The 12,715-nt window shown below is 74.0% G+C and carries 15 protein-coding genes and 1 pseudogene; 9 read left to right on the forward strand and 7 right to left on the reverse strand.

Annotated elements, in window-relative coordinates; genetic code table 11:
* Nucleotides 1–55 precede the first annotated feature (55 nt).
* Nucleotides 56–1,333 (reverse strand): hypothetical protein, encoded by a 1,278-nt coding sequence (locus tag ACTWO6_RS20450; protein ID WP_446215427.1) that lies wholly within the window; start codon nucleotides 1,331–1,333, stop codon nucleotides 56–58.
* Nucleotides 1,334–1,678: 345 nt separating this feature from the next.
* Nucleotides 1,679–2,554: a hypothetical protein gene (locus ACTWO6_RS20455; protein WP_446215428.1), complete on the reverse strand. Its 876-nt coding sequence runs from the start codon at nucleotides 2,552–2,554 to the stop codon at nucleotides 1,679–1,681.
* Nucleotides 2,555–2,834: 280 nt separating this feature from the next.
* On the opposite strand from ACTWO6_RS20455, the gene ACTWO6_RS20460 reads away from it, so the two are divergent.
* The 5 genes from ACTWO6_RS20460 to ACTWO6_RS20480 all read left to right on the forward strand — a co-directional run bounded on the left by ACTWO6_RS20460 (nucleotide 2,835) and on the right by ACTWO6_RS20480 (nucleotide 4,670).
* The gene (locus ACTWO6_RS20460; RefSeq protein ID WP_446215429.1) at nucleotides 2,835–2,960 is read left to right on the forward strand and encodes a hypothetical protein; all 126 of its coding nucleotides are present in this window, start codon (nucleotides 2,835–2,837) and stop codon (nucleotides 2,958–2,960) included.
* An 88-nt stretch (nucleotides 2,961–3,048) separates the two neighbouring features.
* Nucleotides 3,049–3,237 carry a hypothetical protein gene (locus ACTWO6_RS20465; protein WP_446215430.1) on the forward strand — a complete coding sequence of 63 codons (189 nt, stop codon included), beginning with the start codon at nucleotides 3,049–3,051 and terminating at the stop codon, nucleotides 3,235–3,237.
* 11 nt (nucleotides 3,238–3,248) lie between these two features.
* Nucleotides 3,249–3,605 (forward strand): Asp23/Gls24 family envelope stress response protein, encoded by a 357-nt coding sequence (locus ACTWO6_RS20470; protein WP_446215431.1) that lies wholly within the window; start codon nucleotides 3,249–3,251, stop codon nucleotides 3,603–3,605.
* 1 nt (nucleotide 3,606) lies between these two features.
* Nucleotides 3,607–4,125 (forward strand): DUF6286 domain-containing protein, encoded by a 519-nt coding sequence (locus ACTWO6_RS20475; protein ID WP_446215432.1) that lies wholly within the window; start codon nucleotides 3,607–3,609, stop codon nucleotides 4,123–4,125.
* Nucleotides 4,122–4,670 (forward strand): hypothetical protein, encoded by a 549-nt coding sequence (locus ACTWO6_RS20480; RefSeq protein WP_446215433.1) that lies wholly within the window; start codon nucleotides 4,122–4,124, stop codon nucleotides 4,668–4,670. The genes ACTWO6_RS20475 and ACTWO6_RS20480 overlap by 4 nt, the downstream gene beginning before the upstream one ends.
* A 9-nt stretch (nucleotides 4,671–4,679) precedes the next feature.
* Here ACTWO6_RS20480 and ACTWO6_RS20485 read toward each other — a convergent pair.
* Nucleotides 4,680–4,826: pseudogene (locus ACTWO6_RS20485) on the reverse strand (nitroreductase family protein); the annotation flags it as partial.
* 30 nt (nucleotides 4,827–4,856) lie between these two features.
* Here ACTWO6_RS20485 and ACTWO6_RS20490 point away from each other — a divergent pair.
* Nucleotides 4,857–5,573, forward strand: a complete 717-nt coding sequence (locus tag ACTWO6_RS20490; RefSeq protein WP_446215434.1) for a helical backbone metal receptor — start codon at nucleotides 4,857–4,859, stop codon at nucleotides 5,571–5,573.
* Between the two features lie 101 nt (nucleotides 5,574–5,674).
* On the opposite strand, the gene ACTWO6_RS20495 is transcribed toward ACTWO6_RS20490, so the two are convergent.
* Nucleotides 5,675–6,373 (reverse strand): CBS domain-containing protein, encoded by a 699-nt coding sequence (locus ACTWO6_RS20495; protein WP_446215435.1) that lies wholly within the window; start codon nucleotides 6,371–6,373, stop codon nucleotides 5,675–5,677.
* A gap of 218 nt (nucleotides 6,374–6,591) precedes the next feature.
* Here ACTWO6_RS20495 and ACTWO6_RS20500 point away from each other — a divergent pair, with 218 nt between their 5' ends.
* Both ACTWO6_RS20500 and ACTWO6_RS20505 read left to right on the forward strand, forming a co-directional pair.
* The gene (locus tag ACTWO6_RS20500; RefSeq protein ID WP_446215436.1) at nucleotides 6,592–7,167 is read left to right on the forward strand and encodes a hypothetical protein; all 576 of its coding nucleotides are present in this window, start codon (nucleotides 6,592–6,594) and stop codon (nucleotides 7,165–7,167) included.
* Between the two features lie 176 nt (nucleotides 7,168–7,343).
* Entirely contained in the window at nucleotides 7,344–7,712 is a 369-nt protein-coding gene (locus ACTWO6_RS20505; RefSeq protein ID WP_446215437.1) for an FKBP-type peptidyl-prolyl cis-trans isomerase, read from the forward strand.
* Nucleotides 7,713–7,845: 133 nt separating this feature from the next.
* On the opposite strand, the gene ACTWO6_RS20510 is transcribed toward ACTWO6_RS20505, so the two are convergent.
* On the reverse strand, nucleotides 7,846–8,211 hold the full coding sequence (locus tag ACTWO6_RS20510; RefSeq protein WP_446215438.1) for an STAS domain-containing protein: 366 nt from the start codon (nucleotides 8,209–8,211) through the stop codon (nucleotides 7,846–7,848).
* A gap of 219 nt (nucleotides 8,212–8,430) precedes the next feature.
* Between ACTWO6_RS20510 and ACTWO6_RS20515 the strand changes: the two genes are divergently transcribed.
* The gene (locus ACTWO6_RS20515; protein ID WP_446215439.1) at nucleotides 8,431–9,450 is read left to right on the forward strand and encodes an SMP-30/gluconolactonase/LRE family protein; all 1,020 of its coding nucleotides are present in this window, start codon (nucleotides 8,431–8,433) and stop codon (nucleotides 9,448–9,450) included.
* A 72-nt stretch (nucleotides 9,451–9,522) separates the two neighbouring features.
* On the opposite strand, the gene ACTWO6_RS20520 is transcribed toward ACTWO6_RS20515, so the two are convergent.
* Nucleotides 9,523–10,794 (reverse strand): Ig-like domain-containing protein, encoded by a 1,272-nt coding sequence (locus ACTWO6_RS20520; protein ID WP_446220710.1) that lies wholly within the window; start codon nucleotides 10,792–10,794, stop codon nucleotides 9,523–9,525.
* Between the two features lie 199 nt (nucleotides 10,795–10,993).
* A complete protein-coding gene (locus tag ACTWO6_RS20525) occupies nucleotides 10,994–12,673 on the reverse strand; it encodes a right-handed parallel beta-helix repeat-containing protein (RefSeq protein WP_446215440.1) in 1,680 nt (559 codons plus the stop codon).
* Nucleotides 12,674–12,715 lie beyond the last annotated feature (42 nt).

The raw sequence follows: 12,715 nt of genomic DNA on the forward strand, positions 1-12,715 counted from the left end.
CGGAGCCGCCGGGGGCGTACCCTCCGGGCGGCTCCGGCCGTCGACCGACCCGGTCTCAGTTGACCTGGATCCGCACCACGTCGAAGGCGGGGGTCTGGTTGGCCCGCTCCATCATCGGGATGCGGTGCGAACCGTCACCGGCCCAGACGGCGCACTGCGCGAGACCCGACTGCGGCAGCCCGGGGATCTGGATCTGCACGTCGTCCGGCTGGGCGCCACCCCGACCGTCCTCGGTCGCCACGAAGAACGCCGGTACGTCCTGCGGGCTCGGGGGCTGCCGGGTGTCGTTGAGCATCCGGCACGCGGTGTGGAAGTGCCCGCGGACCAGGCCCTGATCGTTCAGCAGCGAGCTCTCCAGGTAGTAGCCACCCTGGCCGGCCGCGAGGAAGCGGTCCCGGACCAGATTCTCCGTGGTGACCCGGAGGGTGAACGGCTGGTTCCGGTTGACCTGGTTCGGGAATTGCGTGATGAGCAGCGAGGGATTGTTCGCGGCCGCACCCACCTCACCGAAAGCGGTGCTCACACAGCGGTTCCCGTTCTGGAAACCGTCGTGCGGCTGAAGCTTGCTGTTGGTGCAGTCCTTGGCGAGAACCCCCAGCCCGGTGCCGTTGTTACCGCCGTTGTTGTTACCGCCGTTCTGGCCGCCGTTGTCGTTCTGACCACCATTCTGGCCACCGTTGTCGTTCTGGCCGCCATTCTGGTCGCCGGCGTTCTGACCGGCGTCGGCGAGGGCGCACTGGGCGAGCTGGTCGAGCCCCTGCGGCCGCTGCGCCACCCGCCCGATCGCGGTCGCGATCCGGTTCAACGCCGCCTTCCGCTTGTCGGCCAGGGGCCGCAGGATCACGTTGTTGATGAAGTCCTGGCCGTTGCGGCTGCCGTCGGCGGCGAGCCGCCGGTTGGCCTCGGCGATCTGGGCGTCCAACAGGGCGAGGTTGCGGTCCACCTCGTTGCGCGCCTGGTCGGGGACCTGCGGAAGCTTGCCCTTCACGTCCGGGCAGGCCACGGTGGGCGGGCCGGCCGCGGCGCCGCCGCCGGCCTTGACCGCCTGGCACTCGGCGACGGACATCTGCCCGTCACCCCAGTGGTTGCGCACCCAGCGGCCGTTCTGCCACGTCCGGGTGGTGCTGCCCTGGCCGCTCGGCGAGGTGGCGCCGGGGCTCGGCTGGAGGCAGGACGCCGAGGCGGTGCGGGTGTACGTCCGCCGGTCCTGGGCCGACGAGATCTGGGTCACGGCGACGATTCCGCCGAAGACCGCGAGCGTGCCGACAACGGCCAGCAGTCGCTTGCTCCGCGCGTTACCGGATGGCCGGCGCGCCCATGTGGACCTGCGCATCGAATTGCTCTCCTTCTCGATCCGGTGGCTGACTCGTGACCCCGGCGGACCGACGGAATTCGGGGTGAGGATCACTGCGACGTTCCGGTCGCACGTCGATGACCGACGATGCCCTTTCCGCACCGTCTCCCGCGCCTGTCGACGCGGCTGGAAGATCTGGGTCCATTCCCGTTTAGGTACGGAGCGGCGGCGGCGAAGGTTCAAGTCCGGATCGGGAAAATTCCGCACCGGCGGTCCAGCCGAGCCGTGCACGGTCGGCGGCACATCACGCTCAGCGGCCCGCCACGATCGGCACGGGCGCGGCGGGCGCAGGTGGCGGCGCGAGCCGCGCGGCGGTGGGCGGTGTCAGTCGGCGCAGAGGTGCGCGAAGGCGAAGCCGCCCTCCAGCTCGTCCTCATGGGACGCGAGGAGCCGGATGTCGCGGCGGAGCTGGTCCCGGTCCATCAGCGACGGCGGGTCACCGGCGTCGAGGCCGCGCAGCCGCTCTCCCACCGCCAGGGCGGAGAGGTCCTCGGCGAGACGCGCCGGGTCGACCCCGCAGGAGAACCGCTGCGGGTAGAGCCGGACCCGCTCGACCAGGCACCGTCCGGGCCGCACCTCGACCCAGCTCCACCCCTCGGCCGGGCCGTTCTTCCAGCGCGCATGCAGGCCCCGGACGATCGGGTCGGCGAGGCGCCGATCCACGTACGCCTCGACGACGGCGGCCCGGGTCAGCGCGCCGAGGTCGTTGACGTGCCCGCTGCGGCCGTCGGGCAGCCGGCCGACGATGTCACGGAAGCCGACCGGCTCGACGCCCTCCGGCCCGGCCGCGGTGGCGTCCGCGTAGCCGCGCGCGTCGATGACGTACTCGACGATCCGGCGGCCGTGGTCGGCGCCGCGCAACGTCGGCGACTCGATCCGCAGCACCTCCAGGCCGACCGCCGCGCAGACCGCGCTCTTCATCCGTTCGGCGCGCTGCTCGGGCGAGCCGGCCGCCGGCGGTGCGGCGATCTCCACGGCGAACAGCGGCCGACCGTCGTCCGCAGCGCAGACCACCTGGTCGAAGCCCTCCCGGATGGCGGTGCTCCACTGGTTGCCGGTGATGCCCGGCGGCCGCCCGTGCACCAGCTCACTGAGCCGGCGCGACGCGTACACGACCTGACCGGCCCGGGTGAGCAGCGGCTCGCCCCCGGCCGTGATCGGACGCAGCCAGGACGCGTCCTCGCTGCCGGTGCTCGTCATCTTCGCCAGATCCATCCGTCGGTCGACCGGGCCGAGTCTAGGACGTCGATCATGATGAGCGCCTCGCCGGTGCGGCCGAATCCGGTTGCCCGGACCGGCCGGCGCCGCCGGGCGAGAGCGGGCGGGCTGCCCGCCGGGGCGTGCGGGGTGGTGCTGGACGAGGCGGAGGAGCTGGCCCGGGAGTGGAGCGTGTGGCACTGGCGGGCCGGGGCACGAGGCGGTCGGCGGGCTGGCCCGGTCGTACCCGTTCGTCACCTTCGGGGTGCACGCCGCGGTCACCGTGACCGACCGTCGGCCCCTGCCGGTGGGGGACGTGCGGCACGCGGTGGAGTGGGCGGCGCGGGAGGGGGTGCCGGTGGCGACCCTCGCCGCGGAGCCGGCCCGGGTCGCGGCGGGCGCGCGCTGATCCCGAGCATCGGCACGGTGCGGAGGACTGGCGACGGCGGGAACGGGTACGCCGCGCCCATGAGCCGGCGGTGCGAGCGGAGGTGGGCATGACGCGGCAGCAGTTCGGGTTCCTCGCCGGATTCCTCGTGGTGGCGGTCTGGGCGCTGGGCGGGGCGGGCGCCGCCGCGGCCGCCACCCTGGCCGGTCTGGTCGGCTGGGTCCTGGTCCGGGTCCTCGACGGCGAGGTCACCGTGGCCGGGTTCGCCGACCGGGCGGCCCCGCCACGCCGGCGCTGACCGGGGCCCCGATGACCGGCACCCTGCCCCGCCGCGGGCGCACCGCGCCCGCCGGCTCCGACGCCGGCCTGGACCGCTGGCCGGAGGAGCGGATCGCCCGGCTCGCCGAGGACGCCGCGCGGCGCACCACCGCCGTTTCCGCCCCGGTGGCGACCGTCCGCGCCGACGGCCGGGTCGCCCGCGTCGACCTCGACCTCGCCGTCGACCACGGCGCACACCTGCCGACGGTCGCCGAGGCGGTACGCCGTCGGGTGGCCGCCCAGGTCGAGGCGCAGACCGGGCTGACCGTGGCGGGCGTCACCGTCACCGTGGTGGACCTGCTCCTGCCGGCGCGGGACGACGGCATCCCGCCGGACACCGGAGGCTGAGGTGCGGACGGTCAACCGGATCGCCACCCTGCTGCTCGCCGTCGCCCTGCTCGTCGGCGGCGTCCTCGTCGCGGTCGAGGGGACACTCGCCGCGCTGAGCCGCCCCGGCCTGCTGCTCCACCGTGGCCACGCCGCCCTGACCGGCACCCGCTGGCAGGACGCCCCGGCCCGGGGCGTCGCCGCCGCCGTCACCCTGATCGGCCTGGTCGTCCTCGCCGCCGAGCTGATCCGGTGGCGGCCGACCCGGCTGCGGCTCGACGGGGACGACGGCTGGCACCTGCACCGGCGCTCGGTCGAACGACGGCTGGCCCGTGCGGTCCGCTCGGTGCCGAGCGTACGACGGGCCCGGGTGCGGATCCGTCGGCGCGGGGACGCCTGGCGGCCCCGGGTGACCGCCACCGGCGATCCGGCGGCCCGCTCGGACGTCGAGTTCGCCGTGCACCGCGAGCTGGACCGGCTGGCCGCGCCGACCCGCGGCCGGGTCGAGGTCCGGCTGGTCCCCGCCAGGCGGGCGGCATGAGCAACGCCGCTCACCGGCTGCTCTGGACGGTCGTCGCCCTGTTGCTGACCGCCCTGGGCGGCACCGGCCTGGCGGTGAGCCTGGGTCGGCTGCCGGGCGCCGACAGCCCGCTGCTCGGTGCGGGCCCGCTGCGCTGGTGGCGGGCCGGCACGCCGTGGAGCGCCCTGGCGGTGGTGGTCGGCGGGGTGCTGCTGGCCCTGCTCGGCCAGCGGCTGCTCGCCCGGGAGCTGCGGGCGCCGGGCCGGCTGGCGGGCACCCTGGTGCACGGCGGCGACGGGGGCGGGCGTACCCGGGTGGCGAGCGGGGTGCTCACCGGCGCGCTGGAGCGGGACCTGCTCCGGGAACCCGGGGTACGCCGGGCGCGGGTGCTGCTCACCGGCCCGACCGGCCGGCCCGACTTCTGGGTGGAGGTGCAGCTCGACCCCCGCGCCGGCACCGCCGCCGTCCGCGCGCACGTCGACGCCGCCGTCCGGCGGTTCGCCGCGACCGTCGGCTGCCGGCCCGCCCACCTGGACGTCACCGCCCGGGTGGACGCGGAGTTCTGACCGGCGCGGTCAGCGCCAGACGACCACTTCGGGGAGCGGCTTGCGGGCGATGTCCGGCACCGTGGCGGCCGCCGCCGGGTAGCCGACCGGGATGATCAGGTTGCCGCGCTCCTCGGCGGGCCGGTCGAGCAGCTCGTTGAGGAAGCGCATGATCGAGGTCGGAACGGCGGCGGAGAGGAGCGACAGGTGCGGGTGGTCTCCCTGGTGCCGTCCCTGACCGAGGCGGTGGCGCTGACCCGCCCCGAGGTGCTGGTCGGCGCGACCGACTGGTGCGCCCACCCGGCCGGGCTGGACGTCGCCCGGGTCGGCGGCAGCAAGTACCCGGACCTGGCCCGGGTGCTCGCGCTCCGACCCGACCTGGTCCTGCTCAACGAGGAGGAGAACCGGCGGGCCGACGCCGAAGCCCTGCTCGCGGCCGGCGTGCCGGTCCGGGTCACCTTCCCGCGTACCGTGCCCGAGGCGCTGACCGAACTGGCCGACCTGGCCGGCGCGCTCGGCGCGACCGCCGAGCCGGACTGGCTCGTGGCGGCCCGCCGGGCCTGGGCCGCCCTGCCCGAGCCCGGGGCGCTGCGCCGGGCGGTCGTACCGGTGTGGCGCCGGCCGTGGGTGGTGCTCGGCAGCCGGACGTTCGCCGGTGACGTGCTGCGCCGGCTCGGCGTGGCGAACCTGTACGCCGAGCACGCCGAGCGCTACCCCCGCCCCGACCTGGCCGAGCTGCGGGCGCGCCGGCCGGAGCTGGTGGTGCTGCCGGACGAGCCGTACCGGTTCACCGCCGACGACGGACCGGAATCCTTCCCCGAGGTGCCCTGCGCGCTGGTCTCCGGGCGGCATCTGACCTGGTACGGCCCCTCCCTCGCCGAGGCGCCCGCGCTGCTCGCCGCCCAGCTCGCCCCACCCGGCTGAACCGGGCGGACGGCCCCACCCTGGTGGGTCCTTCGCGCCTGTCCGCCCGCCACGGCGAGCTGCCCAGTGGTGGTCGTCCCGGTGCCCGCGGTCGGCGGCGGTCAGGCGACCGGGGTGACCGGGTCCGGGTCCAGCTCGACCAGGGTGGTGTCGTCCACGTCGTACCCGATCGCGTTGTGCACCGCGACCACGCCGCTGACCTGGGCCGCGAGCCGGCCGGCGAGGTCGACGGCGGTCCGCCGGTCCAGCCGGCCGTCCAGGGTGACCGCGCCGTCGCGGACCTGGACGGTGACCAGGCCGTCCCGCACGGCCAGCACCCGGCGCAGCACCTCCTGCACCACGTCCTCGCGGATCTCCGCGTCGTTGCGCAGGTGCACCCGGAGCAGGTCGCTGCGGGTCACGATGCCGACCAGCCGACCGAGGTCGTCCAGCACCGGCAGCCGCTTGACCGCCTCCCGGTCCATCAGCCGGGCCGCCGCCGGGAGCGACGCCTCCGGGAAGGTGGTCACCGCCGGCGCGGTCATCAGCTCGCCGGCCAGCAGCGCGTCCGCCTTCTCCCGGGCGGTACGCCGGCGCCGTCCCTCGAAGACCCGCCGCTCGTCCGGGTGCCCGGCCCGCTCCACCTTGTGCAGCAGGTCGGCCTCGGACACCACCCCCAGCACCCGGCGGAAGCCGTCCACCACCGGCACGGCGCTGATGCCCCGCCGGATCAGCACGTCGACGATCTGACGGTACGGGGTCCCCTCCCCGACCGTCGCGACGTCCTTGGTCATCACGTCGTCCACCTGCCACGTCCTCATCACGGCCTCCTCGTCACGGGTCTCCAGAGGCGACCGTAAGACCGGGGCGGCGGTGCCGGTCAGAGGCGGTCGGCAGGCCCGGGAAGGCCGTCCGGACCGGGCCGAAAGGGGCCCAAGGTCCCGGTCCGGAGCGGCCCGGTCGGCCCTGCCCGCGACGACGGGACGGGGGTGGAATGAAAGTGCCACCGGGAAGCGCGGTGCGAGGCACAAGAAGGGACGTGGAAACCATGACCGCGACAGTCGAGCGGATCACCGCCAACACCATCGCTCCGGCGGCCGGGACCACCCGCGACGTCGAGACAATCGGCCAGAAGGCCACCCGGTACGTCTTCGCCGGTCTCCGGATCGCGCTGGGCTGGACCTTCCTCTGGGCCTTTCTGGACAAGATGTTCGGGCTCGGCCACGAGACCGCGGCGAAGAACGCCTGGATCAACGGGGGCAGCCCCACCAAGGGCTTCCTCACCTTCGGCGCCGCCGGTCCGTTCAAGGGCCTGTACAACGACATCGCCGGGGCGGCCTGGGCGGACTGGCTGTTCATGATCGGCCTCGCGGCCCTCGGCGTCGCCCTGCTGCTCGGCATCGGCACCCGGGTCGCCGCGGTCGCCGGTGGGGTCCTCCTGGTCATGATGTGGACGGTCGTGCTGCCCCCCGAGAACAACCCGTTCATGGACGACCACCTGATCTACGCCGGTCTGCTGGCCGCGCTGGCCCTGGTCGGCGCCGGCAACACCCTCGGGCTCGGCCGGGCCTGGGCGAAGCTCCCCATCGTCCAGCGGCTCCCTTGGCTGAAGTGAAGTGACGGATCTGGCAGTACCCCGCACAGGGCGGGCGTCACCGGTGGTGACGCCCGCCGTTTCGTCCGCCCACGGTCCCCGCCCGGTCACCCGGCGGGGACTGACGCGTATAGGTGGGCCGCAATCGGGCAGGATCGACGGGGACCGGATCCATCACCGAGGTAGGAGACCTGCGAATGGACAAGCCCGAGGTAGGCCCGATCGAGGGCGCGCCGCCCGCCGATCTCGTCATCGAGGACATCACCGTCGGCGAGGGCGCGGCGGCCCAGCCGGGTCAGCTGGCCAGCGTGCACTACGTCGGGGTGGCCCACTCGACCGGCCGCGAGTTCGACGCGTCGTGGAACCGGGGTGAGACCTTCGAGTTCCCGCTCGGCGGCGGCCAGGTCATCGCCGGCTGGGACCAGGGCGTGGTGGGCATGAAGGTCGGCGGCCGTCGTCGGCTGACCATCCCGCCGCACCTGGGTTACGGCAGCCGGGGCGCCGGCGGGGTCATCAAGCCGAACGAGACCCTGGTCTTCGTGGTCGACCTGCTCGGCGTCCGCTGACCCGGCACTGACGCACGCCAGGGGCCGCCGGCAACGCGCCGGCGGCCCAGGCGCGCTGCCCGGGCCGGCACCCGGCCACGGTCGCGTCTTTCGCGCCGCCCCCGGCGCGATCGTCCCGGGCCGACCGACGAGGTCAGGCCGGTGCCAGCACCGCCACCGCCGCCGTGCCCGCGGTCGCCGACTCCCGCACCGGCAGGACCCGGTGCTGGCCGGTGACGCGCAGCACCCGGGCCACCACCGGATCCGGGTCGACCAGCACCAGCTCGCCGCCGCGCGCGCGGATCCGCAGGTGGGCGGCGACCAGCGTGCGCACCGCCGTCGCGGAGAGCACCCGCACGCCGGAGAGGTCCAGCCGGAGCACCGGGCGGGCCGGGGCCGCCCACAGCGCGGCCCGGAACGACCCGACGGTCGCGATGTCGATCTCGCCGACCGCCCTCACGTCCACCACGTGGTCGCCGACGCTGATCTCCAGGTGGAACCGGTCGCTGTGCTGTCCCATGCCGACGAACCTATCGGCCGGGACCGACAGTTCCGGCCCGCCCGAGCCCGGGATCCGGGTACGGCCCGGGTCCGACCCCGAGGACGTCAGGGTCGCCGCTCAGGTGCTCTCCATGATGCCGTTCCCCTACTCCCGGGCGGATCGGGTCGCCCCGCCGCCGTCGCCGCCGACACGCCGACGGGTGCGCGCGGCGGCGCATCGGCGGGTGACAATGAGCGGATGGTCGTTCCCCGTCAGCGCCCGCCCCGACTCATCCGGCCCGTCCGCGAACCGGCCACCGTGCCCCCGCCGCTGGAGGGGCCGTGGGCCCCTACCGACCTCCGGCTCGACCACGCCGACCTGCTGCCGCTGCCGGACGGCGCGCACGGGCCGGAGGACGTGCTGATCGACCCGGACGGCCGGGTGGTCAGCGGGGACGAGGACGGCCGGTTGTGGTGGTGGCCGGCGGACGCGCCGGCGGGCACCCGACCCCGGCTGCTCGCCGAGACCGGCGGCCGGCCGCTGGGCATCGAGCTCGACCCGGTCGACGGTGCGCTGGTCGTCTGCGACGCCTACCGGGGGCTGCTGCGGGTCACCCCGGACGGCGTGGTGCACGAGCTGACCGGCAGCGCGCCGCCGGTACACCTCGCCGACAACGCCACGGTGGCCCGGGACGGCACGATCTACTTCACCGACTCGTCCGACCGGTTCCCGCTCTCGCACTGGAAGCGGGACCTGCTGGAGCACCGGCCCAACGGCCGGGTGCTGGCGTACGACCGGCGGACCGGGCGTACCGAGGTGGTGACGAGCGGGCTCTACTTCCCCAACGGCGTCGCGCTCACCCCGGACGAGTCGGCGCTGATGCTGGTGGAGACGGCCACCCACCGGCTGCTCCGGATCGACCTGCCGGACGGCCGGGCCACCGTGCTGACCGACCTGCCGGCGTACCCGGACAACGTCGCCGCGGTGGGCGACGGGACGTACTGGATCGCCCTGCCCAGCCCCCGCCTTCCGATCATGGAGCGGCTCCTGCCGCATCCGCGGGTACGACAGCTGGTGGCCCTGCTGCCGGGCGCGGTGCAGCCGCAGCCCCGGCGGTACGGCCTGGTCGCGCTGGTCGACGGCGAGGGGCGGGTGCTTCGGACGCTGCACGGCCCGACCGGCGCGTACTCGATGATCACCGGCGTGCGGCAGCACGGGGACCTGCTCTGGCTGGGCAGCCTGACCGCGACGGGGGTGGCCCGGGTGAGCCTCGGCTGAGCGACCGCGACGACCGGGCCGGCCCGCCACCGGTGAGGTGGCGGGCCGGCCCGGTCGTTCCTCCCCGGTCGATCAGCCGCCGCTGGCCGAGGGGGCCGGTGCGGGCGCCGAACCGCCGGCCACCGCGCCCGGGTGCGGCGTGCTGGCAGGGGTGGGCTTCAGTCCGGCCGGGACGGGCAGGGCGCTGCCCTTGGCGAAGTCGTCCCAGCTGACGTTCCAGGCGGTCCAGCCGTTGCCCTGGTCCAACTGCACCTCGGTGCCCTTGACGGTCACCAGATCGCCGACCTGCGTGATCCCCATCAGCCAGTGCGCCGCATCGGCCGAGACATTGGTGCAGCCGTGCGAGACGTTGCTGTTGCCCTGGTCCCCCTCCGACCATGGCGCGGAGTGGATGAACTCGCCGCCCCAGGTCAGCCGCTGCGCGTCGTCAACGTCGACCACGTAGCCGCCGTTCGGGTCGCCCCGCGTGTCGAAGGTGGTCCGGTCGAACTTCTCCATGATCACCATCTTGCCGCTGGAGGTCGGGGTGCTCGACTTGCCGAGGCTCACCGGAATCTTGCGGAGCAGCTTGCCGTCCTGATAGACCGACATCTGCTTGGTGGCGTTGTCGATGTCGAGCGAGACCTGCCGGCCGATCTTCGAGGTCGCGCTGCGATCTGCGTCGCCGATGGCGTTCTTGCCGATCGGCAGCCCCTGCAGGGCGCTCCGTACGCTGATCTTCGTGCCGGGCCTCCAGAAATCAGGCGCCCGGTATTCGACCTGCTTGCCGTCCGCCACCCACGACCAGGTGCCCGGCTGCGGCGGGTCGGTCTTCACGAACAATCGCCGTTGCACGTCCGCCCGGGCCTCTTTGGGAATTGGCGGATCGAACGCGACGGTTAACGGCAGAGCCGTCCCGTACGTCTGCTTACTGGTGAAATAGAGCTCGGTGGTGATGGCCGGCTTGGTCGATTTCGCCATCGTGGTGAACGTCGTCTTCTGCGTGGTGGTACGTCCGGAACCGCCGGTCGCGGTCACCTCTGCGGTGTACGTCCGCGAATTCTGCAACGGCTTGGTGGGCACCCAGCTCGACCCGTCCTCCCGCGGCTCGGCCGGCACCTGCGCGCCCTTGTCGTCGGTGAGCCGGACCGTGGTGATCTTCCCGTTCGCGACCTTCGCGCCCACCTCGGCGCTGATCGGCACATCCTTGGTCCGGTCCGCCGGTGTCACGGTCACCGCCGGCGCGGCCGCCTTCTTGTGCCCCGGCTTCGCGGCCTCCCGCTGACCGGCGGTGCAGCCGCCGATCACCAAGGGTGTGACTGCGATGGTTACCGCGAACAGCCTCAGTCGCCGTCTCACATCCATATTCCGCACCCCATTTCCAGTCCCCGTTGGCCCCATTCTGTACGGCGTTTCTCCGGCCGGGTCGCACTTTTGGGGGAAATGGTGGGCGAAGGCGCGGGCATTTTGATGTCGGGTGTGCCCGGTAGGTGACGGGCGGGCCACGACGTCCGGATCGGCAGCCCTGGGCGGGTGGCGCACCGGACGTGCCGGACCGGGCCGGTCAGTCCCACTCCTCGTCGCCGTGGTTGCGGTCCCACCGCCCGCCGAGCGGCGGGGTGTCCAGCCGGGTGGCCGCCGCGCCGTTGCCGGCGAAGTCGTTCTCCTCCACCCGGCAGTCCACCCAACTGCCCCGGTCCGTGATCCACAGCCCGTGGGTCTGCGTCCGCACGTCGTGGTTGTCCCAGGCCCGGTTCCCCCGGATGGTCGCCGAGTCGAACGCCGCGTTGATCGCGATGCCGGCCCGGGTCTCCGGCGCGGCCGGCAGCTCGTACGGGGTGCCGGGCGGCGGGGTGTCGCCGCTCCACGCGGTGCAGGCGTCGGGTCGTACCGGGGCGAGGGAGAGTTCGGTCCCGGTGTTCGCGGCCACCACGGCGGCGCGCTTGCCGACCCGGAGCACCTTGCCCCGGTGGCCGTCGTGCGGCCAGTCCGCCGACCGGTCGACCAGCTTCCTGTCGCCGTAGCGGACGGTCTCGCCGCCGCCCGTGTACGCCCCGGCGCACTGTCGGCCGTTGTTGCGGATGCGGTTGTTGAGCAGGACGGTGTCGGTCATCGGGCGGTCGACCCGGATCGCGTCCAGGCCGTTGCCCCAGAACTCGTTGCTCTCGATCACCACGTCCATCGCCGGGTCCTGGTATCCGCGGCCCAGGTTGTGCTCGTGGTAGCCGTACCGCCCGTTGCCGGTGATCCGGTTGCCCCGCACGGTGTACGGGCCGGGCGTGTTGCCCATGCTGAGCCCGTCGGCCAGGTTGCCGTCGATCACGCAGTCGGTCAGCAGCCCGCCCCGGCCGGCCACCCCGGCGGTGCCGTTGGCCGAGACGTCGTAGCCGGCCTCCAGGTTCCCGGTCATCGTGCAGGCCGTGACGATCAGGCCGTCGGCCCCCCAGTCGGAGATGCCGAACCGGTTGCCCTGGCTGTGGCAGCCGATGATCCGGTACCCGCGCGGCGGTGGCCAGTAGTCCTTCTGCAGCTCGAGGAAGATCCCGTTGGTGCCGTTGCCGAGGGCGGTGCAGTTGGCGATGGTGAGCCGCTCGACCGTCCCCCAGCCGCCGATGCCGACGCCGATGCCGGCGCCGCCCATCTCCTCCCCGTTGTCCAGCCGGCCGCAGCCGACCACCACCACCCCGTCGATGATGCTGTCCTGGAGGAAGTCGCAGCCCAGCCCGGAGGCGGCCGTGTGGTGGATGTAGAGGTTGCGGAACACCCCCCGTACCAGATACTGCAGGCCCAGCCCCTTGGCCAGGTAGTTGTACTCGGCCATCGCCACCCCCGAGCCGTCGATCTCGAAGTCGGCGAAGGTGCAGTCGGCGATGTGCCGGTCCCGGCTCGCGCCGTGCTGCACCGTGGTCCAGAAGGCCAGCGGCGTCGGGTCAGCCCGGTTGCCCTCGTTGCTCAGCACGAACCGCGTCGCGGCCGGGCCGGCGCCGATCAGCGACACCCCACTGCGCCAGACGGTCCCGGCGTCGCGGACGGAGTAGATCCCCGGCGGGCAGTAGATCACTCGCGCCCGCCCGTCGGCGACGTAGCCGTCGCCGAGCCGGTCCACCAGCGCGGCCAGCGCCGGCTGGTCGTTGGTCACCCCGTCGCCGGTCAGGCCGTACTCGCGCGCGTCGCACCACAGCGGCGCGCCCGCGACGGCCGGTCGGCGGTTCCGCACGGTGGCCGGCAGTTGCTGGTACGACACGGCTGCTCCCCTCGGGCTCCGGGCGTCTACGGCCTCGGATTC

The sequence above is a fragment of the Micromonospora sp. IBHARD004 genome (assembly GCF_052814115.1).